This window comes from Numidum massiliense (genome assembly GCF_001375555.1).
Lineage (GTDB): Bacteria > Bacillota > Bacilli > Thermoactinomycetales > Novibacillaceae > Numidum > Numidum massiliense.
In genome coordinates, this window is sequence record NZ_CTDZ01000009.1 from 1,099,530 (window position 1) to 1,125,315 (window position 25,786).

General features: G+C 53.0%; 27 protein-coding genes. 26 read left to right on the forward strand and 1 reads right to left on the reverse strand.

Going from position 1 to position 25,786, the window contains the following annotated elements:
- The first annotated feature begins 5 nt into the window (after positions 1-5).
- From accC to spo0A, 22 genes are all read left to right on the forward strand, one after another.
- Positions 6-1,352: an acetyl-CoA carboxylase biotin carboxylase subunit gene (gene accC / locus BN1247_RS05625; RefSeq protein ID WP_054949511.1), complete on the forward strand. Its 1,347-nt coding sequence runs from the start codon at positions 6-8 to the stop codon at positions 1,350-1,352.
- Positions 1,353-1,364: 12 nt separating this feature from the next.
- Positions 1,365-1,730: an Asp23/Gls24 family envelope stress response protein gene (locus tag BN1247_RS05630; RefSeq protein ID WP_054949512.1), complete on the forward strand. Its 366-nt coding sequence runs from the start codon at positions 1,365-1,367 to the stop codon at positions 1,728-1,730.
- Between the two features lie 77 nt (positions 1,731-1,807).
- A complete protein-coding gene (locus BN1247_RS05635; RefSeq protein ID WP_054949513.1) occupies positions 1,808-2,221 on the forward strand; it encodes a hypothetical protein in 414 nt (137 codons plus the stop codon).
- Between the two features lie 67 nt (positions 2,222-2,288).
- On the forward strand, positions 2,289-2,717 hold the full coding sequence (nusB, locus tag BN1247_RS05640; protein ID WP_054949514.1) for a transcription antitermination factor NusB: 429 nt from the start codon (positions 2,289-2,291) through the stop codon (positions 2,715-2,717).
- Positions 2,714-3,688: a Kae1-like domain-containing protein gene (locus BN1247_RS05645; protein WP_054949515.1), complete on the forward strand. Its 975-nt coding sequence runs from the start codon at positions 2,714-2,716 to the stop codon at positions 3,686-3,688. The genes nusB and BN1247_RS05645 overlap by 4 nt, the downstream gene beginning before the upstream one ends.
- The gene (folD, locus tag BN1247_RS05650) at positions 3,685-4,533 is read left to right on the forward strand and encodes a bifunctional methylenetetrahydrofolate dehydrogenase/methenyltetrahydrofolate cyclohydrolase FolD (protein ID WP_054949516.1); all 849 of its coding nucleotides are present in this window, start codon (positions 3,685-3,687) and stop codon (positions 4,531-4,533) included. The genes BN1247_RS05645 and folD overlap by 4 nt, the downstream gene beginning before the upstream one ends.
- Positions 4,534-4,583: 50 nt before the next feature.
- Positions 4,584-5,981, forward strand: coding sequence for an exodeoxyribonuclease VII large subunit (xseA, locus tag BN1247_RS05655; RefSeq protein WP_231633159.1), 1,398 nt, complete (start codon positions 4,584-4,586; stop codon positions 5,979-5,981).
- The gene (xseB, locus tag BN1247_RS05660) at positions 5,953-6,204 is read left to right on the forward strand and encodes an exodeoxyribonuclease VII small subunit (protein WP_054949517.1); all 252 of its coding nucleotides are present in this window, start codon (positions 5,953-5,955) and stop codon (positions 6,202-6,204) included. Before xseA ends, xseB begins: the two co-directional genes overlap by 29 nt.
- 6 nt (positions 6,205-6,210) lie before the next feature.
- Complete coding sequence (locus BN1247_RS05665; protein ID WP_054949518.1) at positions 6,211-7,110, forward strand: polyprenyl synthetase family protein; 900 nt, start codon at positions 6,211-6,213, stop codon at positions 7,108-7,110.
- 830 nt (positions 7,111-7,940) lie between these two features.
- On the forward strand, positions 7,941-8,552 hold the full coding sequence (locus BN1247_RS05670) for a hypothetical protein (protein ID WP_054949519.1): 612 nt from the start codon (positions 7,941-7,943) through the stop codon (positions 8,550-8,552).
- A 3-nt stretch (positions 8,553-8,555) separates the two neighbouring features.
- The gene (dxs, locus tag BN1247_RS05675) at positions 8,556-10,454 is read left to right on the forward strand and encodes a 1-deoxy-D-xylulose-5-phosphate synthase (RefSeq protein WP_054949520.1); all 1,899 of its coding nucleotides are present in this window, start codon (positions 8,556-8,558) and stop codon (positions 10,452-10,454) included.
- The gene (locus tag BN1247_RS05680; protein WP_054949521.1) at positions 10,441-11,265 is read left to right on the forward strand and encodes a TlyA family RNA methyltransferase; all 825 of its coding nucleotides are present in this window, start codon (positions 10,441-10,443) and stop codon (positions 11,263-11,265) included. The genes dxs and BN1247_RS05680 overlap by 14 nt, the downstream gene beginning before the upstream one ends.
- Positions 11,266-11,410: 145 nt before the next feature.
- Positions 11,411-12,409, forward strand: coding sequence for an asparaginase (locus tag BN1247_RS05685; protein WP_054949522.1), 999 nt, complete (start codon positions 11,411-11,413; stop codon positions 12,407-12,409).
- A 100-nt stretch (positions 12,410-12,509) separates the two neighbouring features.
- A complete protein-coding gene (locus tag BN1247_RS05690) occupies positions 12,510-13,205 on the forward strand; it encodes a copper homeostasis protein CutC (RefSeq protein ID WP_054949523.1) in 696 nt (231 codons plus the stop codon).
- 253 nt (positions 13,206-13,458) lie between these two features.
- Positions 13,459-14,019: a LemA family protein gene (locus tag BN1247_RS05695; RefSeq protein WP_054949524.1), complete on the forward strand. Its 561-nt coding sequence runs from the start codon at positions 13,459-13,461 to the stop codon at positions 14,017-14,019.
- A gap of 94 nt (positions 14,020-14,113) precedes the next feature.
- Positions 14,114-15,007 (forward strand): zinc metalloprotease HtpX, encoded by an 894-nt coding sequence (gene htpX, locus BN1247_RS05700; protein ID WP_054949525.1) that lies wholly within the window; start codon positions 14,114-14,116, stop codon positions 15,005-15,007.
- Between the two features lie 330 nt (positions 15,008-15,337).
- Positions 15,338-15,841, forward strand: a complete 504-nt coding sequence (locus BN1247_RS05705; RefSeq protein WP_054949526.1) for a hypothetical protein — start codon at positions 15,338-15,340, stop codon at positions 15,839-15,841.
- 63 nt (positions 15,842-15,904) lie between these two features.
- Positions 15,905-16,780, forward strand: a complete 876-nt coding sequence (locus BN1247_RS05710; RefSeq protein WP_147675190.1) for an NAD(+)/NADH kinase — start codon at positions 15,905-15,907, stop codon at positions 16,778-16,780.
- 3 nt (positions 16,781-16,783) lie between these two features.
- Complete coding sequence (gene ahrC / locus BN1247_RS05715) at positions 16,784-17,230, forward strand: transcriptional regulator AhrC/ArgR (RefSeq protein WP_054949528.1); 447 nt, start codon at positions 16,784-16,786, stop codon at positions 17,228-17,230.
- A gap of 17 nt (positions 17,231-17,247) precedes the next feature.
- Positions 17,248-18,963 (forward strand): DNA repair protein RecN, encoded by a 1,716-nt coding sequence (recN, locus tag BN1247_RS05720; RefSeq protein WP_054949529.1) that lies wholly within the window; start codon positions 17,248-17,250, stop codon positions 18,961-18,963.
- 217 nt (positions 18,964-19,180) lie between these two features.
- The gene (gene spoIVB, locus BN1247_RS05725) at positions 19,181-20,551 is read left to right on the forward strand and encodes a SpoIVB peptidase (RefSeq protein WP_054949530.1); all 1,371 of its coding nucleotides are present in this window, start codon (positions 19,181-19,183) and stop codon (positions 20,549-20,551) included.
- Positions 20,552-20,798: 247 nt separating this feature from the next.
- Positions 20,799-21,569: a sporulation transcription factor Spo0A gene (spo0A, locus tag BN1247_RS05730; protein WP_054949531.1), complete on the forward strand. Its 771-nt coding sequence runs from the start codon at positions 20,799-20,801 to the stop codon at positions 21,567-21,569.
- Between the two features lie 174 nt (positions 21,570-21,743).
- On the opposite strand, the gene BN1247_RS05735 is transcribed toward spo0A, so the two are convergent.
- On the reverse strand, positions 21,744-22,052 hold the full coding sequence (locus tag BN1247_RS05735; protein ID WP_054949532.1) for a MerR family transcriptional regulator: 309 nt from the start codon (positions 22,050-22,052) through the stop codon (positions 21,744-21,746).
- Between the two features lie 319 nt (positions 22,053-22,371).
- Between BN1247_RS05735 and steA the strand changes: the two genes are divergently transcribed.
- Genes steA through BN1247_RS05755 form a run of 4 tightly spaced genes read left to right on the forward strand, consistent with a single transcriptional unit; the run spans position 22,372 to position 25,727 of the window.
- Entirely contained in the window at positions 22,372-23,547 is a 1,176-nt protein-coding gene (gene steA, locus BN1247_RS05740) for a putative cytokinetic ring protein SteA (protein ID WP_054949533.1), read from the forward strand.
- An 11-nt stretch (positions 23,548-23,558) separates the two neighbouring features.
- Positions 23,559-24,236 (forward strand): copper transporter, encoded by a 678-nt coding sequence (locus BN1247_RS05745; protein ID WP_054949534.1) that lies wholly within the window; start codon positions 23,559-23,561, stop codon positions 24,234-24,236.
- Positions 24,199-24,873 carry a glycosyltransferase family 2 protein gene (locus BN1247_RS05750; RefSeq protein WP_082415806.1) on the forward strand — a complete coding sequence of 225 codons (675 nt, stop codon included), beginning with the start codon at positions 24,199-24,201 and terminating at the stop codon, positions 24,871-24,873. The genes BN1247_RS05745 and BN1247_RS05750 overlap by 38 nt, the downstream gene beginning before the upstream one ends.
- Positions 24,858-25,727 carry a hypothetical protein gene (locus tag BN1247_RS05755; RefSeq protein WP_187119732.1) on the forward strand — a complete coding sequence of 290 codons (870 nt, stop codon included), beginning with the start codon at positions 24,858-24,860 and terminating at the stop codon, positions 25,725-25,727. Before BN1247_RS05750 ends, BN1247_RS05755 begins: the two co-directional genes overlap by 16 nt.
- Positions 25,728-25,786 lie beyond the last annotated feature (59 nt).

Sequence of the window (25,786 nt, forward strand, 5' to 3'; positions counted from 1 at the left end):
CGACCGTGTTCGAAAAAATACTCATTGCAAACCGCGGTGAAATCGCCGTACGCATTATACGCGCCTGTCGCGAGCTAGGAATTTATACTGTCGCTGTTTACTCCGAGGCAGACCGCGACGCGTTGCACGTCACGTTGGCGGACGAAGCGTATTGTATCGGACCGACGCTTTCCCGCGACAGCTACTTAAATTTCGCCAACATTATGAGTGTGGCGACGTTGACCGAGGCGGACGCCATTCATCCCGGATACGGGTTCTTGGCAGAAAACAGTGATTTTGCCGAAATTTGCGCAGCGTGTGGGATCAAGTTTATTGGGCCGGGCCCGGACGCGATTCAAACGATGGGGGAAAAATCGACAGCGCGGGAGACGATGAGGCGTGCGGGCGTTCCGATCGTGCCCGGCAGCGAAGGGCTCGTCGGCAGTAAAGAAGAGGCGCTCGAGACCGCAGAGGCGATCGGCTACCCAGTACTCGTGAAAGCGACTGCCGGCGGCGGCGGCAGAGGGATTCGCATCGTTAACAGTGAAGCGGAGTTAACGAAGGCTCTCGTCACGGCGCAACGGGAAGCAGAAGCTAACTTTGGAAATGCTGGCGTCTATTTGGAAAAGTACTTGCAAAATCCGCGTCACATTGAAGTGCAAGTCATTGCCGACCAGCACGGACACGCGATCCATCTCGGGGAGCGCGATTGCTCCGTACAGCGGCGCATGCAAAAATTGATTGAAGAAGCACCGTCTCCCGCACTCGACGAAACGCTGCGCGTACAGATGGGACAGGCGGCCGTACGCGCAGCAGAGGCAGTTAATTACGAAGGTGCGGGAACGGTCGAGTTTTTATTCGAAGACGGGAAGTTCTATTTTATGGAAATGAACACGCGTATCCAAGTAGAGCACCCTGTGACCGAGATGATCACCGGGATCGATTTGATTAAAGAACAAATTCGCGTCGCAGCCGGCGAACCGCTGTCGTACAAACAAGAGGATGTCCAAATTAACGGCTGGGCGATCGAGTGCCGCATTAATGCGGAAAATCCGGCGAAAGACTTTCGCCCGTCGCCGGGGACAGTCGATTTTTATTTGCCGCCGGGAGGCACGGGCGTCCGCGTCGACAGCTCGGCGTATGCGGGCCTTAAGATCACGCCTTTTTACGACTCGATGATTGCGAAACTGATCGTCTGGGGAAACGACCGCGAAGAAGCAATTGCCCGCATGAGACGCGCCTTAGACGAATTCGTCATCGAGGGGATCGACACGACGATTCCGTTTCACATCGATGTGTTAAACGACGAACGCTTTATGTGCGGCGATGTGACGACGAAATTTTTAGATGGAATGAAGGGAAGAATGGACTAGGAGGGTTATTGTATGGAACATGCATGGACGCAGTCTGAAGAAACGGTGCTCGGTACGATCGAAATTGCGCCGGAAGTGGTCGAGTTGATCGCTAGCCTCGCTGCGGTCGAAATCGAAGGGATTCGTGCGATGAGTGGCAGCTTTGTCGGTGACCTTACGGAAAAGATCGGTCGCAAGAATTTGCGCAAAGGTGTGCGCGTCCACGTAAACGAAGAAGGGGTCGCCGTCGATGTGTCAGTGATCGTCCATTACGGCACATCAATTCCCGATGTCGCGCGAGAACTACAATATAGCGTGCAAGAGGCGATTGAAGCGATGACTTCTTTACCAGTTAAGCACGTGCGCGTATTCGTCACTGGCGTGGATGTACCGAAGTAAAAGTAGGTAGTAAGGTTAACATCATGTTACGTTAACATTTAGGAAGTAACGTCAACACTTAGTAGGAGACGATCGAAATGTCGCGGAAATCTCGCTTAATCTTACTCGGCTTAGGTGTGGTCGGCGGTTCGGTAGCCGTATACTGCGCAGCGGAAAAGCGCCGGCAGATGTGCACCGTCCCACTCGACTCGCACACTACAAGCGATGCGGACGATGCACACACTGTCGGTTCGGTTCACCTCACGGCCGGAACGATCGAAAAAATGCTTTATCAATGCTTGGAGGAGATGCGCTACGTACGGCCGCGCCGCGTGCGCGTGCGGTTTACTAGCGACCGACTCACAGCTGTCTCGTGTGCGTTCGCGATTGAACGTTCGCGGTTTGCCCCAGAGCCGTTAGAAATAGAGCGTCGACTACGTCAAAATCTCGCCGCGTGGACGATGATCGATCCTGAACCGATCGCTTGGCATTTAGAAGTCACCGCATCATAATAGAACAACGGAGAGAAATATTGTATACATTTATTGCACGTTGCAATGAAAAAAGGATGGTTACAGCATGAGTCGACGGGACGCACGCGAAAAACTTATACAAGCGTTATATCAACATGAATTTCATACGGAAGATGAAGCGGGGAGCATTATTCCCGAAGATTGGTTAGCGGGGCTGGGCGAACGGGATCGGCGTTTTTACAAGCAAATGTTGGAAGGAGTCGCGCGCGAGCAGCACGCGGTCGACGCACTGCTTTCGGCGTCGTTACAAGGCTGGTCACTCGGTCGGTTGAACGCAGTCGATCGCGCCATCTTGCGTTTAGGGGTGTATGAACTGTGTTACGTCGAGGACATCCCTGCCGCCGTGACGATCAACGAGGCGGTCGAATTGGCAAAACTGTTCAGCACCGACAAGTCGGCGCGCTACATAAACGGTGTACTCAGTGACGTGCGCCGGACGCAAACGAATAAAACGGGTGAGAAGGCAGGCGAATGAACGGCTACATACTAGGGATCGATACGAGCAACTACTGTACGTCACTCTGTTTGTTAGATGCAGCAGGCGACATCGTCGCCGAGCGGCGGAAGTGGCTTCCCGTCCCGCGCGGTGCACGCGGCTTGCGACAAGGTGAAGGGGTGTTTCACCACGTGCAGCAACTCGGCGAGCTTTGGTGTAGCATCGACTTGCCAGTTGAAGGAGCACTCGTCGGCGTTTGTGCGAGTACGGCGCCGCGCCCTTCCGAAAAGTCGTACATGCCTGTCTTTACTGTCGGGCGGAACTGGGGGCAGTCGCTTGCCCACCTACAGCGCGTGCCGTTTTTTGAGACGACGCACCAGGAGGGGCATATTGCCGCGGCGCTCGGAACGGCCGACCGCCCGCTGGACCGTATACAGTCTTTCACCGCGCTGCACTTGTCTGGGGGCACGTCGGACATGCTGTACGTGGAGCGAACAGGCGACGGTTATGCGATTGAGAAAGTCGGCGGATCGACCGATTCATACGCTGGACAACTCGTTGACCGGGTCGGGGTGGCTCTCGGGTTGCCCTTTCCCGCGGGAGGCGCCTTAGAAAAGTTGGCCCGCAATTGTAGCGGAAGGCTTTCGGTTCCGACAGCAGTGGACGGCACGACATTTTCGTTTTCCGGACCGGAAACGGCTCTGTTGCGGCTGATCGCAAGTGATGAAGCACCGCAAGACATCGCACGAGCTGCGGAAAACGCCATCGCAAAAACAGTGGAAAAGGCGCTGCTGAACGCCTTTGCCCACGGATTGCCGAAACGAGTACTACTCGTCGGCGGCGTCGCAGCGAACGTGTACATTCGCCAGCGGCTCAAACACCGCTTAGAACATCGCGCCGTCGGGGCCGCGTTATCTTTTGCAGACGTGCGCTACTCCGGCGACAACGCCTACGGTGTGGCTGCAATAGGTTGGGCTAAGCATAAACGAAGGAGTATCAGTGAACGATGACAGCAACGATTATTGACGGCAAACAGCTTGCCGCCCAAAAACGGAAACAACTAACCACCCGGGTAGAAGCGCTTGTACAACGAGGAGTAACGCCCGGATTGACCGTCATTCTCGTCGGCGACGATCCAGCGTCGGCGACGTACGTACGCGGGAAGGAGAAAGCGTGTCAAGCGGTCGGGATCAACTCCCGCGTCGTTCGCCTGCCGGCAGCGACGAGTGAAGCAGAGCTGCTCGCCCACGTGCATGCGTGTAACGAAGACGCATCTGTCGACGGTATTCTCGTGCAGCTACCCCTCCCGCGACACATCGATGAGCGGAAAATTATTCAAGCGATCGATCCGGCGAAGGACGTCGACGGGTTTCACCCGGTCAACATGGGAAACTTGGTGATCGGCACACCAGGTTTTCTGCCGTGTACCCCTTACGGCATTATGGAAATGTTTAAAGCGTACGACATTTCCCTTGCCGGCAAACACGCCGTCGTGATTGGGCGTAGCAACATCGTCGGCAAGCCGATCGCTTTGCTCATGCAGCGCGAACACGCGACGGTGACAATGTGTCATTCGCGTACACAAGACTTGGCCGAAGTGACGCGCACGGCGGATGTCGTCGTCGCTGCTGTCGGCCGAGCCCACCTCGTCACCGGCGACTTTATTAAACCGGGCGCCGTCGTCATCGACGTCGGCATGAACCGCCTACCGAACGGTAAACTGACAGGCGACGTCGCTTACGACGATGTAAAGGAGACCGCGGCATACATGACACCTGTTCCCGGCGGGGTCGGTCCGATGACGATTGCGATGTTGTTGTACAATACGGTGCAAAGTGCGGAGCAGCGGCTATAAGTGGCAGCGCTGAGCAAATAACTTCACATTTTGCGGAGAGGAGAAGAGGTGTGACACAAGTGACTGTCGATGAGCGAAACGTGTGGACGATTGCCAACTTGAACCGCTACATTCGCGAGACACTCGACCGCGAGGTGCCGCTACAGTCGCTGTGGGTACGCGGCGAAATTTCTAACTTTAAACACCACGCGCGCGGTCACATGTATTTTACGTTAAAGGACGAAAGCAGCCGCATCAATGCCGTCATGTTTATGCGACAAAACCGTTTCCTCAAATTTAGGCCGAAAAATGGGGACAACGTTCTCGTCCGCTGTAGCGTTTCCATGTATGAAATTGGCGGGCACGTGCAGCTGTACGTACAGGAGATGCAACCGGACGGTGTCGGCAGCTTATTCCTCGCCTTTGAGCAATTGAAGGAACGGTTGGCGCAAGAAGGGTTATTCGCTAGCGAGCGAAAGCGGGCACTCCCGCTGCACCCGCGGACGATCGGTGTCGTCACGTCTGCCACTGGGGCGGTCGTGCGCGACATCGTCACGACGACGCGCCGCCGCTCGCCGCATACGAACATTTTGCTGTTTCCGGCCGTCGTGCAAGGGGAGTATGCACCGCAGTCGATCGTGCAGGCGATCGCTCGTGCGAACGCAGACTACGGCGAGGAAATCGACGTGCTCATCGTCGGGCGCGGCGGTGGCTCGCTCGAAGAGTTGTGGGCGTTTAACGAAGAAATTGTCGCCCGCAGCATTTACGAATCGCACATCCCCGTCATTTCCGCTGTCGGCCATGAAACGGACGTGACGATTGCCGACTTTGTGGCGGACGTGCGCGCGGCGACGCCTACCGCTGCGGCAGAACTAGCCGTCCCGTCAGCGCGGGAACTTAAGGAACGCGTCAACCGCGCGACAGGGCAGCTGCACGTCACTGTGGAACGGCGCCTTAGCGAGGCGCGCGAGCGACTGATGCGCTATCAGCAGTCGCCGGTTCTCAAGCGGCCGCTGACGAGTTTGCGAGAATACGAACAGCGAGTCGACCACTTACATACTGCACTGCTACGGGTAGCGGCGACAGGCGTACAGCAGCGGCGAGCCGAACTCGCGCGCTGGCGAGACCGCCTGCAAGTGACGCGCCTTTACGCGCGGCAGCGCGTGCTGCAAAAAGAGTACGTCCGCCTACAAAATCGCTTACAGCAGCGAGTTGCGGACATTGCGCGGCAAAAGCGGATCTTCTTCGAAGCGAAGCTCGCACAGTTAGACGCGCTCAGTCCGCTGAAGGTGATGCAGCGCGGCTATTCGATCGCGTATCGGGAAAGCGATGGCCACATCGTCAAGCAACTGAACGACGTACAGCTAGGTGATATTGTACACGTCCACGTCGCCGACGGAAAATTAGATTGTCAAGTGTGGGGAATGGAGGAGATCGCGCATGACGGAAAACACACGGGAAAAAATTGAGCAGTTAACGTTTGAAGAAGCGATTGAGCGGTTAGAAACAGTCGTGCACCAATTGGAGGACGGCGAAGTGCCGCTGGAGCAAGCGATCGAACTGTTTCAGGAAGGAATGACGTTGTCCAAGCAGTGTAGTGAAAAACTAGACAGCGTCGAGAGCCGCATCGAAATGTTAATCGAAGAGAATGGGGAATGGGTGAAGAAACCACTTGCTCCTGAGGAGGACTAGCCGTCATTGAATAATGATCTTCGTTTATTTTTACAAGAGCAGCGCACGCTCGTCGAGCGGGCGTTACAACAAGAAATCGCATCGCAGCGGGACGTGCCGACGATTTTACAAGAGGCGATGACATATTCCCTCTTAGGGGGAGGGAAACGGCTGCGCGCGATTCTCACCATCGCTACAGCGGAGGCGTTAGGTGCGGCGCCGACGGACGTCCTTCCGTTTGCTTGTGCCATCGAAATGATTCATACCTATTCGCTGATCCACGACGATTTGCCGGCCATGGACGACGACGACATGCGGCGCGGCAAACCGACAAACCACCGCGTGTACGGCGAAGCGACGGCAATTTTGGCCGGGGATGCGTTGCTGACAAAAGCGTTCGGCCTTATGAGTAAAAGTGTGCACACGTCTAAAGTAACGGCGGAAGATCTATTGTATCTGATTGACGAAGCAGCGCGTGCTGCGGGAGCAGAGGGGATGGTCGGCGGGCAAGTCGACGACTTACTCGGCGAGAAGCGACAACTTGTGTTAGACGAACTCGTCCACATCCACCGGCGCAAAACAGGGGCGCTCCTTAAGCTGTCAGTGCGTGCGGGTGCGATTTTGGCAGCCGCGAGCGAGGTGCAGCTGGCTGCGCTCAGTCGTTACGCGGAAAATGTCGGGCTCGCGTTTCAAATTCAAGACGACATTCTCGACGTCGTCGGCGACCAACAAGTGATCGGCAAACCGGTCGGCAGTGACGCTGCGCGAGAAAAAGCGACGTTCCCTGCCTTGCTCGGTTTGGAACAATCGCGGCAAAAAGTGTTGGCACTCGTCTCCGAAGCGAAAGAAGGGATTCGTAACGTGTCGGGGATTGCCGCTGACCGCCTTTGCGACCTCGCCGACTACGTCATTACACGTAACTACTAATTACGCGTAACTACTAAATGGAGCTGTGTTAATTTTGTGTCATTATTCCAGCTATCCCCGATTGAAAGGGCGATTTAACTTGTGTTATAATTGCCCTAATGCGATGGTGGAGTGGTGCATTATCCTAGTCAGTCTAACCCTGTCGAAGACGGGGCTAAAAATCCGTTAAGGGCACATCGATGAAGTTCCTGGTGTTGGCTTGAGGCGCCCAGCTTTGGGCTGATGCTGGGAGTTAAGGTTGAAGGGCGATCCACAAGGGCATGTGGGCGACGACCCTTCTTCCGTGGAGACTCATGTTTGTCGCGCGAGGCCACCGCGCCGAAGGCGACGACTTGGGAATGAACCTGCATGCGGGGATTAAAACTTGTGTGTAGCGTAGCCTGCCTTGAGTGGGCGCGGAGGGGATTATCTTATTAAAAACGATGACTTCTCGGCCAAGAAGCGACTCGTTGATCGAGATATGAAATCCGCCCTGCAAAAGAGGCTAGAAGGTTTGTTAGACTGTTGAGGAAAACTCCTAGGCTGTCTGCTTTAGCAGGATTGTGCGAGGATTATAGTGCGGACTAAGTGGCAATCCAGTCCGACGCGGGGAAACCCCGTCGAGTAATGCTTAAAGGGAAACCGTCCAGGACGGCGACGCCTGGGTGCATTGCTGGGAAAACCTACTGGACCTAAGCCGTAATTTTTACTTGCGCAATTACCACTCCCCAAATGTACTTAATCTCGGCTCTTGTACCGAACCGTCTAAGGGACTGTTGTATATTATGGCCTTACAGGCCACAGAATATAACCATTGTACACGTTTTGCACAGACGACGGAGGCCTATTTAATGATCCAACTATTTCGCGGATCGTTTCGTTGGACGGTCATCGTCACAGCTGTGACGTTTGTATTGGCCGCTATTTTCTCGGTAACGTCAAGCGTTTTTTTAAACGGGCTCCCATGGGGAATCGCTTTGTTACTGTTGTTCGTCATTGTCTCCTTTGGCATCGTCTTCGACGTCATCGGCATTGCGGCGACTGCGGCGGAGGAGAAACCGTTTCACTCGATGGCCGCGCAGAAAGTGCCGGGCGCTAAGCAAGCGATCGGGATCATCCGCAAGGCGGACCAAGTTGCCAACTTTTGTAACGACGTCGTCGGCGACGTCAGCGGGATCATTAGCGGTGCCGTGGCGCTTGCCGTTGTCACACAAATGGTAAGCTCGCTCCAACATCCGACAAGTACCGTACAAGTTCTCATTAATACACTTTTAACGGCGATCGTCGCCGCGGTGACCGTCGGTGGCAAAGCGCTCGGAAAAACGTTTGCGATCCGCTATGCGAATGAAATCGTCTTCCGCGTGGCCAAAATCTTTCACCTTTTAGACGTGCAGTTTAACATTAAACTGTTTGACATTCGTGCGCAAAAGCGCAAAAAAAAGAAACAGAAAGCGGGAAGTTAAAGAGTGTTCACTAATCAAATCGACTCACCCGACAAGTTAAAACAGCTGTCCCCCGAGGAGTTACCACAGGTAGCCACCGAAATCCGCGAGTTTATCGTTGAACAGCTCAAATTTACCGGTGGACATTTGGGGGCCAATCTCGGTGTAGTTGAACTGACACTTGCGATGCACTACGTATTTGACAGTCCCCGCGACAAGTTTATTTGGGACGTCGGTCACCAAGCTTACGTTCATAAAATACTGACCGGACGCGCCGACCAGTTCGATACGCTGCGTCAGTATAAAGGGCTTTGCGGCTTTCCGAAACGATCGGAAAGTGAGCACGACGTATGGGAAACGGGGCACAGTAGTACGTCCTTGTCTGCAGCGATGGGGATGGCGGTAGCCCGCGACCTGAAAGGTGACGATTACAACATCGTCGCAGTCATCGGCGACGGTGCGATGACTGGTGGCATGGCGTTCGAAGCGCTCAACAACATCGGTCACGAACAGAAAGACGTCATGATCGTCCTCAACGACAACGAAATGTCTATTGAGCAAAACGTCGGCGCGATGCACCACTATTTAGGGAAACTGCGCACCGACAAGCATTACAAAAAAGTAAAAGAAGAAGTCGAAACGTTGCTCAAACGCATTCCAGCGATTGGCGGACGAGTGGCGAAAACGATGGAGCGCCTTAAAGACAGTATCAAGTATATGCTCGTCTCTGGCGTTATTTTTGAAGAGTTAGGATTTACGTATTTAGGGCCGATCGACGGGCACAACGTGAAAGACGTCATAAAAACGTTAAAGCAGGGTGCCGATACGAAAGGGCCGGTACTCGTGCACGTCGTAACAAAAAAAGGCAAAGGGTATAAACCTGCCGAAGAAGCGACAGACAACATGCATGGCATCGGCGCCATTAAAGTTGAATCGGGTGCACTTAAAAGCACTCCGAAAGGCCCTAACTACAAAAACGTGTTCACCGATACACTGATGGAACTGGCGGCAAAAGACGAACGCATCGTGGCGCTTACCCCGGCGATGCTCGGCGGCAGCGGACTGACGAAGTTTGCGAAGCGCTTTCCGGACCGTTGCTTCGACGTCGGCATTGCCGAACAGCATGCGGTGACGATGGCCGGCGGCATTGCCACGCAAGGGCTGAAACCGGTCGTCGCCATCTACTCGACTTTTTTGCAACGCGGCTACGACCAAGTTATTCACGATATCGTGCGTCAAAACTTAAACGTGTTTTTCGCGATTGACCGGGCGGGGTTCGTCGGTGCTGACGGCGAAACGCACCAAGGGGTGTACGACATCGCCTTTTTGCGCTGTCTGCCAAACATTACGATTATGGCTCCGAAAGACGAAAATGAATTCCGGCACATGATTTACACCGCGATCGAAGCGGATGGACCGACCGCCGTACGTTATCCGCGCGGCGAAGGGCTAGGCATACCGCTCGACGAGACGCTACAGGCGATTCCGGTTGGACAGTCAGAAGTGTTGCGCGAAGGGCGCGATGTCGCGTTAGTCGCCCTCGGCACGATGGTCCCGCTCGCTGTCGAAGCTGCGGAACTGCTTCAGCGCGAAGGAATTAGTGCACGCGTCATTAACGCCCGCTTCGTCAAGCCGCTCGACGAGCAAATGATACTGAAGCAAGCGCGCGACAACATGCCGATCGTGACGATCGAAGAAGGGGTGCGACAAGGCGGATTCGGCAGTGCCGTCTTAGAGTTTCTCGCCGAGCGCCACATTCGCCACCTTGCGGTAGAGGTGATTGGGACACCGGACTATTTCGTCGAACACGGCAGCGTGTCCGACTTGTATCGCGAAGTCGGTCTCACGCCAGAAAACATTGCTGCGCGGGCGCGCACGATAGCTTTAAAACGAGGGCGGCGAGCGCGAATTGCAGCAAAATAAGCAGCGCATCGACACGTTACTCGTAGAAAAAGGTTTGTTTGCGACGCGGGAAAAAGCGAAAGCGGCGCTCATGGCAGGTCTCGTCCGCGTAGGCGGGGAACTCGTCGACAAGGCGGGGACGAAAGTGCCCGTACATGCCGATGTGCAAGTGACGGGAGCGCCTCATCCGTACGTCAGTCGTGGCGGGCTTAAATTGGAAGAGGCGTTGCGCGCCTTTGCGTACGACATGACGGGACGCGTCGTCATCGACGTCGGCGCGTCGACTGGCGGCTTTACCGACTGTGCCCTGCAGCACGGCGCCACCCACGTGTACGCGGTCGACGTCGGCTACGGTCAACTCGACTGGAAGCTGCGGCAAGATGAACGTGTCACAGTGATGGAGCGAACGAACTTTCGCCATGTCGACCCCGACTGTTTTTCCGATCCCCGGCCCGACGTCGCCCTCATCGACGTCTCTTTTATATCTTTAGATAAAATTTTACCGAAATTGGGTGAGATTTTGCCGGAAGGCGGGACGATTCTCTCGTTAGTTAAACCGCAGTTTGAGGCCGGGCGAGAAAGCGTCGGCAAAAAAGGGATCGTGCGCGATCCCGCGGTGCATCGGGAAGTGTTAGCGCGCACCGTGCACATGGCGGAGACGCACGGCTTCCGCATGAGCGACGTGGCGTTTTCCCCAATTACCGGCAGCGAAGGGAACATCGAGTTTTTAGTCGCATGGCGCAAAGTAGCGCGAGCGTTACTGTCTGTAGACGACATCGCGCACCGCGTCGAGGAAACGGTCTCCCGTGCGCACCGCGAATTATCGCACTAATTTATGAACAGCTCCCACCGCGAGGAGGGGGCTGTTGGTGTGTCTCGGCGTGTCTAATCGGAATGCCGGCGAGGGATAAGACGAACGTGAGCGCGTGTCTCAGCGTGTCTTAGCATGTCTTTAATTAGGGAAGGGAGAAATTGTGATGGATTACAAACCGTTAGTTGAGGCGTATCGGGGCGGTACTTTGGAGAATGTGCACCACGGTGTCATTTGCGGTGTGTCCGATCGCGGTGAAGTCATTTATTCTGTCGGGGATGAAAATCATTTGACGTTTCTGCGCTCCGCTGCGAAACCGTTACAGGCGATTCCTGCAATCACGCACGGTGTAGACAAAAAATTTGCTTTGTCCGCTCGCGAAGCGGCGCTGTTTGCCGCCTCGCACAGAGGTGAAACGTATCATATCGAAGCGCTCGATCGGATGGCGCAAAAAATGGGCATTGACGAAGCGGAGCTGCACTGTTTGCCGACATACCCGCTAAACGACGAACCGAAAGCAGCGTGTATTTACAATCACTTACCTAAACGGCGGATGTATCACAACTGTTCGGGTAAACATTTAGGCATGATCGGCTTGTGTAAACTGTTAGGGTACAGCGTCGACGGCTACTGGGAACAGGAACATCCCGTACAGAAAAAAATATTGCAGGTACTCGCAGCAATGGCTGACTTCCCGCAACAGTCGATTAAACAAGGGATTGACGGATGTGGCGTACCAGTTTTTGCCCTGCCGCTCAAGCATTTAGCGCTTGCCTATATGAAAATGGCCTGTCCGGACTTAATAGCCGACGAGGCGATGCGTTCGGCAGTGCAACGGATCGTTTCACTCATGAACGATCATCCTGAGATGATCGCGAGTTGGGGGTTTACATGTACAGCCCTCTTACTTGACGACAACATCGTCGCGAAAGGCGGCGCTCAAGGTGTATACTGCTTCGGATTGAAGAGAGAACGGCTCAGTTTTGCCCTAAAGGTGCTGGATGGCTCGGAGACAGTATGGCCACTGATCCTCGCCACGATGTTGGAACAAATCGGCTATAGCAATCGAGAGACGATCGACCGGCTACACGAATTACTGCCACGTGACATCCGTAACGACAACGGCCGTATCGTTGGCGAATACAAGGCCGTGTTTACCCTATGATTCGGGTTAAAGACGAGAGAGAATGAGAGGCTTGAGGGGCTGGGGCGCATGTTGCTTAATACATACTTAGTACGCGCATAACGCGTAAGGAGTGGATCTTGTGAAAGTAGAAGTTATAGCTACAACGTTGACAGATGCGAAGATTGCCGCCCGGTACGGCGCAGATCGCCTCGAGTTAGTCACGGGCATACAAGAAGGTGGGTTGACCCCGAGTTACGGTTTAATAGAGCAAGTCGTTCAAAGTGTCGATATTCCGGTGAACGTCATGGTTCGGCCGCACAGTCAATCGTTTTATTACAACGAAGACGATCTACAGACGATGTTAAAGGATATTCACGCGATCCAGCAGATTGGAGCGAATGGTATCGTCATCGGGGCGTTGACGGTAGACGATAATATCGATCGCGGCGCGTTGCAACGTTTACTGACTGCAGCAGGCGGCTTAGATGTGACCTTTCACCGGGCATTTGACAATGTCCCGGATCAACGAGAGGCGTTAAACGTCTTATTGGCATTCCCACAAATCACGCGGGTGTTAACTTCCGGCGGAAAAGAAAAAGCGATCCATTCACAGCCACAAATTAAAGAACTCGTTCGTTTTACTAAAGATACGCATCTCTCTATTTTGGCGGGTCACGGTTTAACGATTGAGTCATTGCACGAGTTCGTGTTGGCGACAGGCGTAACTGAAGTACATTTCGGTTCAGCTGTAAGAATCGACAACGACAACCGTAAACGTGTGCAAGGCGAAAAGTTGGTGGCTATTCGCAACGTATTCGAGGAAATTCGCCGTTAACGTCGGCAATTACTTGATATGTTGAACCGTGTGTGATCCGTGTCTGTTATTGAATGAGAGAGTTACAATGTGCTAAAATCGTTATAAAAAAACAAGTGTCTTACCTTTTTTGTCATTCACTTGAAACTCTTCTCCCGTTCGCACGTATAACAAAATAAGCATCAAACGGACAGGAGGTGTCGCTTTTTAGAAGTTGAATCAGCAAATGTTGTGAAATAGTTCGTCATAGAGACGTAAGAAAGGAAGAGATAGTATGACTACCGCCTTAATCGCAATATTCGTGTTTCTCGCACTGATTATTGTGACGGTCGTTTATTTTATTGCTACATACAACGGATTAATCAAGTACCGCAACTGGGTGAAAGAGTCGTGGAGCCAAATTGACGTGCAACTGCAACTGAGACACGATCTCATTCCGAACTTGGTCAATACGGTAAAAGCCTATGCCAAACACGAGCAAGACACATTGGAAAAAGTGATTCAAGCACGTAACCAGTTAGTGCAAGGAAGTCCGCAGGAGCGGATCGACGCCGACCATCAACTGCAAGGCGCGCTAAAATCGATTTTCGCCTTGTCTGAATCGTATCCAGAATTAAAAGCAAACACGAATTTCCTTCGCTTGCAAGAAGATTTACGCGCAACAGAAGATAAAGTTGCCTATGCGCGCCAGCTCTACAACAAAACGGTCGCCGATTACAACATAAAGCGGGAATCTTTCCCTTCCAACCTCATTGCCGGCATGTTTAATTTTAGAGCAGAGGAACAACTGCAAATTCCAGACGCGCATCGCGAAGCACCGAAAGTAACGTTCTAATCCGCGCAGGAGCGTGCGTAGACAATAAAAAGATATCACGCACCGGCGTGTCAGTACGCCCTCACACGCAACAAAAAAATTGGGAGAGTTAAACATGCTTTTTAAGCAAATTGAGCAGAATAAACGAAAAACAGCTGTCTTAATGGTATTGTTTTCTCTTCTCGTCTTGGCGCTCGGGTGGGCCGTCGGCTATGTGCTAAACGGGGACCACTTTTCTGGAATCGGTATTGCAGGCGCCATTCTCGCAGTATACTTACCGCTCACGTTCATGACGGCGACGAGTCAAGTGCTGCAAATGGCGGGGGCGCGGGAGATTGCGCGCGAGGATCACCCGATGTTGTTTAACATCGTGGAAAACCTTTGCATCCCCGCCCGCATCCCGATGCCGAAAATATACGTGATCGACGATCCGGCCCCGAACGCGTTTGCCACTGGCATAAAGCCGGAAAACGGTGCCGTGGCATTTACGACGGGATTGTTAGAGCAGTTGAATCGCGATGAACTCGAAGGAGTTGCCGCGCATGAAATCGCACACATCCGCAATTACGACATCCGCCTCATGACGATTTGCATTGCCCTAGTCGGAGTCGTGGCTCTCATCGGCGATTTTGCGTCGCGGACGTTGTACTACCGCGGGAGCAGCAGGCGGGGACGCGACGAGAAGTCACACCCCGCAATCGCGATCATTGCCATTCTCTTTATCGTGTTAGCCCCGCTTGCGGCGCGTTTCGTCCACTTAGCCGTTTCGCGCAACCGCGAGTATTACGCCGATGCGACGGCGGTCGAATTGACGCGAAACCCGAACGGGCTAAAAAACGCACTCATCAAAATTAGTGAAAGCCCGCTCGACGTCAAACGCGCCAAAGATGCGACGGCCGCGTTGTACATTTCTAATCCGTACCGGCGGCAGCGACGGCGCCGCGCGAGAAGCTGGATGGCGACCCACCCACCGACTGCAGAGCGCATTGCGCGGATCGAGGCCATGTAATGTGGGATGCAGGACAAATGTGATGAGAAAATGACAAAAAAGAAGCTTCCCGTCACTACCGTATAGACTGGTAGCTTCTTTTTTTATGTGAGGAATGTTGGCAATATGGCGCGCGCTCACGTTCGCGCGGCCTCCGTGTGAATGCGACGCGCAAATGGCCATAGGCGCGCAAATAACCATAGTAGGAACGTAGGTTCCCTTCGGCTGCATTGTGTGTTACAATGGTGCTACATTAAGGGACAGTTTTGTACATATATAAAATGAGGAAACGGTTATTGAAGCAGGAAATCGCACGTTGTACCGCGAATTACCTCAGTTGAGGTGATTGGCATGCTGCGAAATGGCGACGAATTCGTCTTTCTGATCATCGGGCTGTTAGGCGCTATTTTTTTGTGGCGTTTTTGGAAACAACGGCGCCAAGAACCGGCAGCTGATGTCCCCACCTCGGGGAAAGTGGTACAATTGTTACAGAGTGAAGGTTATGACATCGTAGCGGGCCGTACGGCATTCCCGCTGCGGATGGCGTATGGAAATAAAGAGTCGACTGTAAAAATGACGGCGGACTATATCGTAAAAAAGAGGAATCGTACGTACGCTGTAAAAACAGAGCGAGAAGACGGAGAGGCAGTCAGTTTAAAGCGCGTGCGCGAACGTTACTTGCCGATCTGCTTAGCGTTTCAAGCAGATGGCGTCGTCATCGTCAGCAAAGATCGGACGAAGGCGCACTGCGTAACTATCGCGCGGGGACCGCGTCGGACGGCAGCTTCCCGCCTTTCTTGGGTTGTTGGCGCCTTTTTGCTCGGGGCAGGGGTTACTTTTTTTTGGCTATACTGACACTGTACAGACGTGAGTGTCGTCTACGACGCGCGTCGTGTACAATCGCGAGGTGGGATGATTTTGACGACGATTGGTTTGGCAGTGAACCGCAGTAAACCGAATGCGCGCGTCGTGGCGCGCGAACTCATTCAGTTATTAGAACAGCGAGACGCGAAGGTGCTCATTGAAGATAAAGTCGCGGTAGAGTTGGGGCGGACGGATCTCGGCGTGACACTGGCGCAAATGGCGGAGCGCGTGAAGATGGTGTTTGTCCTCGGAGGGGACGGTACACTGCTTGGGATTGCGCGTCGCTTTGCAAGCAGAAATGTCCCGATACTTGGCATAAATTTAGGATACTTGGGCTTTCTGTCCGAAGCAGAGCCGGATAGTTTAGAGAATGCCGTTGAAAAGGTGCTGGACGGCGATTACATTATCGAAGAGCGAATGATGATCGAAACGGAAGTGATCCGCGGTGGGCGCCGGCTTGAACAAGGCGTTGCTTTAAACGATGTCGGTATTGCCAAAGGGTCGTTTAGTCGCATGATTACGAGTACGATTTACGTCGACGACATGTATTTAGGGACGTACTCTGGCGACGGGGTCATCGTCTCTAGCCCGACGGGTTCGACTGCGTACTCGCTTGCTGCTGGCGGACCGATCGTCAGTCCGAACGTCAACGTGTTGTTACTTACCCCGATTTGCCCGCACACGTTGAATGCCCGTTCGATCATTTTGTCGGCCAAAGATAAGTTACATATTCGCGTCAGTGCAACCCACGAAGACATCGGGTTAACGATCGACGGGCAGCTCGGCTTTAAATTAAAAGTCGACGACGTCATTCAATTGCAGCGTGCGCCGTACAATACATTGCTCGTGAAATGGAAAGAAAGTTCTTTTTTTGAAGTTGTACGCAAAAAACTGCAAGGGGAAAGGGAAGACGTGCCTAACTGGAGGTAAAAGATGAAAGGGCGACGACATATAAAAATTCGCGATTTAATTACGAAAAATGAAATCGAGACGCAAGACGAGCTCGTCGAGCTGTTGCGCGCTGCCGGTTACAACGTGACGCAGGCGACTGTCTCGCGCGACATCAAGGAGCTACACCTCGTAAAAGTGCCAATGGCAGACGGACGGTACAAATATTCGCTGCCAGCCGATCGGCGGTTTGATCCGTTACAAAAATTAGGGAGGCTCCTCGCTGAAAGTTTTATCGGGATTGACAACAGCAACAATTTAGTCGTCATGAAGACAATGCCGGGCAACGCGCAGGCGGTGGCGGCGCTGTTAGACCATTTAGACTGGGAAGAAATTATTGGGACGATTGCTGGCGACGATACAATTCTAATCATTTGCCGGGAAAACGAACAAGGCTCTAAAGTCGTCGAACGTTTCTTAAGTATGTTGTAGGACGGAGGTGAGGGCGGGTGATCCGGGAGTTATCGATACGCAACTTGGCCGTCGTCGAAGCGGTCGACGTCTCGTTTGCCGAAGGACTACACGTCCTTACCGGGGAGACCGGCGCAGGGAAGTCGATCGTCGTCGACGCCATCGGACTCGTGCTCGGGGCGAGGGGCTCCGCCGACTTCGTGCGCCACCGAGCGAAAAAGGCAGAAATAACCGCACTGTTCGACTTTGATAAGGCGCATCCCGTATGGGATAAACTGCGCCACTTTGGCTTCGATGTCGACGGGGAACAGACGCTTCTGCTCAAGCGAGACATTTCCCGCTCTGGAAAAAGCACGTGCCGCGTCAACGGACAAATCGTCACCTTGGCGATGCTAAAACAAATTGCGGAAAAAATCGTCGATATCCACGGACAGCACGACCAACAATCGCTTTTGAGCGAGGAAGATCATTTGCACTGGCTGGACGCGTTTGCCGGGGAGGCGATCGAGCCGGCGAAGCGCGCTTACGGCGACGTGTACCGGGAATATCGGCAGGTGGAAGCTGAGCTCAAGGCGCTGACGAAAGACGAGCGGCTCACCGCACAACGAATCGATTTGTTACAGTTCCAAGTGCGGGAAATTGCGGCAGCGTCACTCGAAGTGGGAGAAGACGGGCGATTAACGGAACGCCACAAGCAACTGGCACACGCCGAACGGCTTTCCGCGCACTTGCAAGAGGCTTACTTCCGCTTACAAGGGGAGGGTGGCGCACTGGACGACGTCGGCGAAGCACTGACGCAAATCGAAGCGGCGATTTCGTACGATACAGCATTGCAAAGCGAGTTAGAGCCGATAAAAAATGCCTTTTATTTACTGGAAGATGCAATCCTTTCTTTGCGGCGCAAAGTGGACGCGTACGTATTCGATCCGAAAGAGTTAAACGAAGTCGAGTTACGCCTTTCCCTCATTGATCAATTGAAACGGAAATACGCCGCTACGCTTGAGGAAATTGTGGCCTACGGCGAAGAGGCGGAACGCGAGCTAGGCGTACTACAAAACAAGGAAACGCACCAACATGCACTCGGCGAACGTTTGGAGGCGCTGCGGCGCGAATTGGCGGTTAAGGCGCGCCAGCTGACAGCGATTCGCGAACAGGCTGCCGCGGTGTTGGAGCGAGAGGTGGAGGGGCAGCTTCGCGATTTGCGGATGAAAAACACGCAATTCCGCATTGTCTTTACGTCGCCGGAGGAAGAAGCTGCGCGCGCGTTTGGTGTGGATGGGTGGGATCAGTTACTGTTTGCCCTGTCGACGAACCCGGGTGAACCGGTGAAGCCGCTGGCAAAAATCGCTTCCGGCGGTGAATTGGCCCGCGTCATGTTGGCATTGAAGACCGTATTTAATGAAGTCGATGCCGTCGAGACGCTTATTTTTGACGAAGTAGATACCGGTGTGAGCGGACGGGCTGCCCAGGCGATTGCTGAGAAAATGGTTCACGTCGCGTCGGGTCGGCAAGTGTTGTGTGTGACACATTTACCGCAAGTCGCTTGCATGGCTGACCGGCATTACTACATTGAGAAACAAGTTGCAGAAGACAGTACAGTGACACGCGTACAGCCGCTTAAGAAACAGGGGCGCGTCGACGAACTAGCCCGCATGCTCGGCGGTGTGGAAGTGACGCGGAAAACGAAACAACACGCGGCGGAAATGCTGCGTCTCGCCGCTGCGCGGAAACAAGAGAAGGCCCACGACACATAAGATCCACAGTTGACCACATAAGATCCACAGTTCGTTTAAACACGTCGCACGATGTATATTTTTCCACATGAGCTGCCATATTACCCGTTAGCGGAAGGCAGTTTTTTTGTGCCATCATTTACGCCGTATGACAGCTTCATTCGAGGGTAGCTTATGAATACGGTGCGTGGTCATCAAGGGAAGGCATTTAGGTAGGTACGGAACGGAGTGTGGTGTCTTGGACCGGAGACAAATAAAGAAGCTAATCGGTCTTGCCTTGGTGGTCTTAATTGTATGTGCGAGTGCGACGCCCACTTTTAGACAGTTTTTTTCGCTACCCCATCACTTCCGCATGCTGGACGGATCTGAAAAAAAGTGGCAAATAGGTTTGCCCACCACAGTCACAGCGTCAGTTGCCGATCCGAACGTCGTACAACTTAACGGCGTACAGGCAGATCGCGTACGTGTTAAACCTTCGCGGGCGCTGCAGATTCTTCCCCGGCAATTAGGGCAAACCGAAGTGCGGTTAAAACTGTTTGGGGCGTTGCCGATCAAAACGTTCAAGGTGCAAGTCGTCCCAAATATTAAAGTGATTCCCGGAGGGCAGTCAATTGGAGTGAAATTGACGTCTGACGGCATGCTCGTCGTCGGGCACCACCGGGTGAAAGGTGAAACGGGCGACTCCTCGCCCGGGCAACAAGCGGACATTCGCATTGGCGATCGCATTTTAAACATTGAAGGGACCACAATTACATCGCCAGAACAAATGAACCGCCTCATTCAAGTACACGGTAAGAAACAAGAGGGTATCGTCGCCCGCGTCGCCCGCGGCGAGAAGCAGTTTGACGTGACGATTCACCCGCTGTACGACAAAGCCAACCGCAGTTACCGCATCGGCCTGTATGTAAAAAATGCGACCTCCGGTGTCGGGACGCTTACGTTTTATGCGCCAGATACGCATTTGTACGGGGCGCTCGGACACGTTATTTCCGATCTCGATACAGGATCGCCGATCGTCGTCGGCAAGGGGCAAATCGTACAATCAAACGTCACGGCGGTTGAAAAAGGCATTTCCGGAAAACCGGGTGAAAAGCGTGCCATTTTTTTTAACGAAAAAGATATTCTCGGGACCATTAAGAAAAACACTCGCTTCGGCATTTTTGGCGAAATGGATCAGTTTCCGGAAAATGGCTACACAAACGAAGCCATCCCGATCGGTTTAATGGAAGACGTGAAAACAGGACCCGCACACATATATACGGTCGTCGAGGGACGTAAGGTGGAAAAATACAATATCGAAATCGTCAACGTCATTAAACAGCCGTACGCGGCTACGAAAGGCCTCATCATCAAAGTGACGGACGAACGCCTCCTACAAAAAACGGGCGGCATCGTCCAAGGCATGAGCGGGAGTCCGATTATTCAAGACGGGAAACTCGTCGGCGCAGTGACACACGTATTCGTCAACGACCCAACGTCAGGGTACGGGACGTACATCGAGTGGATGTTGCAAGAAGTAGGAATAAAATTAAGCGCAGTAGATGTAGGTAGACAGAGAAAACCCCATATATATGGGGTTTTCTCCATATATATGGTTTTTTCCATATAGAATACTAGGAAATCGTCGAGCTACAATGGTACCGCTTATTACTCGCCTGCTGAATCGACGTTTTTGTCGAATTTTATCGTAAAATATTTACCAAAAAAATTGCTCGTCGTTGCAGGAAATTACTATCTGATGTCGAAAGTATGTGGTATAAAGAAAGTTCGGAAAGGCACAGCAGCCTTACGCTTACACAAAAAATTTAAAGCGGGTGTTGTGTTTTTTCTTAAATAGGGTCTAGGAGGTTTTTTACTTGCAAACGATTCAGGTCGCTTTAGCTGATGACAATAAGGAATTTGCAGAACTAATGTGTACGTTTATTTCTGAACAGGAAGACATGGAAATTGTCGGTGTCGCGTACAACGGGAACGACGTATTGGATCTCGTACGCTCGACGCAGCCTGACGTGTTAATATTAGACATTATTATGCCCCATCTGGACGGGTTGGGGGTGCTAGAAAAAATGAAAACGCTCACGTTAAATCCAGCGCCGAAAGTGATCATGCTCACGGCGTTCGGTCATGAGACCATTACGCAACGGGCAGTTGAACTCGGCGCATCGTATTACATTTTGAAACCGTTTGATATGGATGCCTTAATCGCGCGCGTCCGGCAGACCCTAAGCAGTCCGTTTAGCCGCAAAAAAATGCCTGACATGCCAAAGAAAGATTACAACTTGGATTCCAACATTACGAGTATCATTCACGAAGTCGGCGTTCCCGCCCATATTAAAGGGTACATGTATTTGCGCGACGCGATTGCGATGGTTTACAATGATGTTGAAATTTTAGGTTCAATAACTAAAGTTCTCTATCCTAGTATTGCCGATAAGTATAAGACGACTCCGAGTCGCGTCGAGCGGGCCATTCGCCACGCGATCGAAGTCGCTTGGAACCGGGGCAACGTCGATTCGATTAGCGCTTTGTTCGGCTATACGGTTAGCGCCAGCAAAGCAAAGCCGACAAACAGCGAGTTTATCGCCATGATCGCCGACAAATTGCGCGTCGCGCACAAGGTGGGATAAGCGGCTAACGGTAAGTGTATCCATCGGTTTTGATCGTTTTTCAACCGTCGCTAACTAAGCAGCTAACATCTTCTAAACCAACTAATATTTTAAAGCTAAGCCAACTAATTACCTTTATTTATCGGGTCAAAAAAACCTGTAAATGGGGGTAATTTTTTTGACAGATTTTGACTTTCAACTGGATATTTCGATGTTTTGCACCCATTTGTTCAGTTGCTTCTCCGGAAAGTAAATGGTCCCGTTTAATTTAATGTGTGGGATGTCCGGATATTGATAGAGCAGCGCTTTTGCATCGTCCTTCTTTATTCCGAGGTAGTTGTGTACCTCACTTTCACTAATTAACTGATGATCGTCATTCTCATCTGTAAATATGAAATCGTCGGGGTTGTTGAAATTTCTCAACCCGGCACCGATAAAATAACCCGCGAGCGCAATCCCTCCCCCTAGTATAAGAGACGGTGTAATAAGGTCATTCAAATCCATTGACTGTCATCCTTTTCCTGGTTTTATTTCTGTTGTCGTTAGCGGCGAAATCGCGTGGTGCAAAAAAGTTTATCACAACTAGTTTACCGCACTAGCACCCCGCCGTTGCGAAGTTAATGATTCGTTTATTTTTCCACCTATGCGTTGTGCCGCTGTATGGACGGGCACGAGAATACACATACTAATCGCGGACGGCCGATGGTCGCTGTCACTGTAACGTGTCGTTAGCTCCAAGTGCCGTTTTAGCTCCAAGTGTCCTAGACGCTGTTCGAATCGTACGGGAGATTAGTTGTCAAACCGTGTGAGAGGGGGAATTGTCGTGTTCGCATGGGCGCAGCCGCTCGGCAAACGGGAACGCGTACTTAAAGGGACGGCAATTGTTGACACGAGTACAAAAAACCTAATTCGGCGCATTCGCTCGGGCGAAATCGCCGTCATTGACCACCGCGATTTGGACGAAGTCGCTGCGGGTGGCTTAATTGCCGGAAAGGTTCGGGCTGTCCTCAACTGTGCGGAAACGATGAGTGGCACATATCCGACACCGGGGCCGGAACGGCTGTTGGCGGCGGGCATCCCCGTATTAGACGGGATCGACCGTCGGTGGGCCAGTCAGCTGGCGGCGGGTACGCCTGTCTGGGTGGAAGGGGCGACGTACGGCTATTTTGACACGGACGGAAACGCAATAGCCGTCGGTGAAGGAAAACAGCTGACGCCCACACGGCTCGCGCGTTTAAAAAAGCTAGCTCGCGCAAATTTGGAGCCGGCCCTCGATCAGTTTATCGATAATACGCTGGCGTTTGCCGCGCGGGAAAAGCACTTTGTAACGCAGCCGCTACAACTTCCGCCACTGGCGACAAAAATTAAAGGGCGGCACGTCGTCGTCGTCGTGCGCGGGGCGAATTACACAGCCGATTTATACGCCATTCGCACATACATTCGCGACTACCGTCCGGTGTTAGTCGGGGTCGATGGCGGTGCAGATGCACTGCTACAAAACAATTACACCCCCGACCTCATTGTCGGCGACATGGATTCTGTGTCTGACGAAGCGCTTCGTTCGGGAGCTGAGTTAATCGTGCACGCGTATCCGAACGGGGAAGCGCCGGGATTAAAGCGCCTCGCCGCGCTCGGGTTGGCAGCGCGCGCCCGCGTATTGCCAGCACCTGGGACGAGTGAGGACGTGGCGATGTTAGTCGCGTTCGAACAGCAAGCGAAATTGATCGTCGCTTTAGGGACGCATACGCACATGGTCGATTTTTTGGAAAAAGGGCGAAAAGGGATGGCTAGTACGATGCTCGTGCGCATGAAAATTGGCACGAAATTAGTCGATGCCAAAGGTGTCAGCTTGTTGTACACGGGCCGCTATCGCGGCAAGGAACTTACTTGGTTAGTGCTCAGTTCGGTATTGCCGCTGCTCTCCTTGTTTGGGATTAATCCGGAATTCCGTTCGCTGCTCCGCTTGTTGTGGTTGAATGTGCGCCTGATGTTCTCGTAAGGAGGTTTATCGTGATTTCCACCCGTTATCATCTTTTTACGGTTATGGCCATTTTTTTATCGCTCGGCGTCGGCATTTTATTAGGCGGTTCGCTCGGGCAGAAGTGGTTGTCGGAGCAAAAACAGTCGTTAATGGCGCAACTGGAACGCCGTTACGAGGAGCAAGTGACACGCAATCGGCAATTAGTTAAAGAAAAAAAAGCAGCGCACACGCTTTATGCTCGTGAACGACAACACATGGCGCAAATTCTGCAACTGTCGCTCGCCCGCAAGTTGCAGGACCGCTTTTTTGTCGTATTTTCAGCCAATCCCACGCGCGCGGCACGTTTAGAACGAATGATTCGTTGGGCGGGCGGACGGGTGCAAGTGCGCGACTCGCTAAGCTACACACCGGTCAAAGCAGACGGCGTCATTGTGTTGGGTGACGACTTCGCCGACCAAATGACGCCTGACGTCCTACAACATTTACAAGTTTTATACCGGGGGCCCCTCGTCGTGCATCGGACGACGTTTGCGCACGCGACGTCGCTCACTGCTGAACGACCTAGTCGGCACGTGTATTTTTTTGAAGGACCACTGTCCGAAGTTGTCGACGCGTACAAGTTACTAAATTTTTTACACGAACTATCTAGCGAACAGGGGGAACAGGGCGATGGAGATGAGCGTCGCAGTCGTCGTACCGGCGTATAACGAAGCTGAGCGCATCGAGCAAACGTTACGAGCCCTAACAGGACTAAGCGAGGTACACGAATTGATCGTCGTCGACGACGGCAGTAGGGACGACACGGCCCTTCGCGCCCGCAATTTTACCGACAGCGTCATTCGTTTACCGCAAAACTGTGGCAAAGGGTACGCACTAGACGTCGGTTGGCGGCAAGCGCAAAGCGATGTGATCGCGTTGATCGACGCCGATTTAGCGGACACAGCCGTACATACGCGCACATTAGTGCAGCCGGTGTTAGCCGGTGCGTGTGACATGGCAATCGCCGCGCTTCCCGCCGCCGAGAAGCGGGGCGGGTTCGGACTAGTGAGGGGATTAGCGCGGCAAGGGGTTAAGCGTTTGACGGGACGACACGTCCGTGCGACTCTTTCGGGTCAACGGGCGCTGCGGCGCGATATACTAGCCGCGTTACCGTTCGTGACGGACGACTTCGGAATCGAGGTCAACTTGACAGTCGAGGCGCTGCGCCGCGGCTTTCGCCTCGCCGAAGTACCTGTCCCGTTTAAACATCGCGAGAGTGGGCGCGACTGGTCCGGCTTCGTCCACCGAGGCCGCCAGTTTATGCACATTTCGCGTACGCTGTACCGCTTGTGGAGGACGAATTAATGGTTAGTGCGACAACGTTATTTATGCTCGGACTCACACTCCTCTCGTGGAGCGCGGGGCGCCTTTTACTGCCGCTCAGCCTTACCTTTTTGCGTCGACGCGGCTTCGTCAGTGAAAACTACCGAACAGAAAGAGTACCGACGAGTTACGGGATCGTGTTGTTGGCTGCACTGCTAGCCATTTACTTAGTGCTAGTGCCATTTGTCGTCGGAAAAATGGCATTCGGGGGCGACGATCGGCTGTTTTGGGTAGTGACAGCAGCGAGTGTGTGGATCGCTTTGTTCGGATGGCTCGATGACTGGCGCGGTAATCACGAGGCGAAAGGGTTTAAAGGACACTGGAAAAAATTGTGGCGGGAACGAGTTGTGACGACGGGATTGTGGAAAGCGATCGGCGGGGCAATTGCTGCAGGTTCCGTGGCGGCGGTGACGAGCAGGAGTACGTTAGAATGGGTTGTGCACAGCGCGTTAATTGCACTGGCGACGAACTGGTTGAATTTACTCGACTTGCGCCCGGGGCGTGCCGCGAAGTTCTATTTAGTAGCGGCAGCGGTATTGTTCGCCGCCGCTTCTTTTCAAGTGGTCGTCGCATTGTTTTTGCCATTATGGTTGATCGTCGCGGCAACAGTAAAAGCCGATTTGGACGGGCAACTGATGTTGGGCGACAGTGGCGCCAACTTGCTCGGCATGCAGTTAGGCATTTTGGCTGCGCGGGTGTTACCACTTCCAATTTGTGTGCTGTTGACAGCGCTGCTCGCCGCTGTGCACGTATACGCGGAAAGGCATTCACTCACCGCCTTAATCGACAAGGTCAGTTGGTTAAGGAAAATCGACGAGTGGGGCCGTACGAACTGATGCGTTAAGCCCGACTTAACCACGCCATATCAATGTGTCGCGACCGTTGTGCGTTGTCC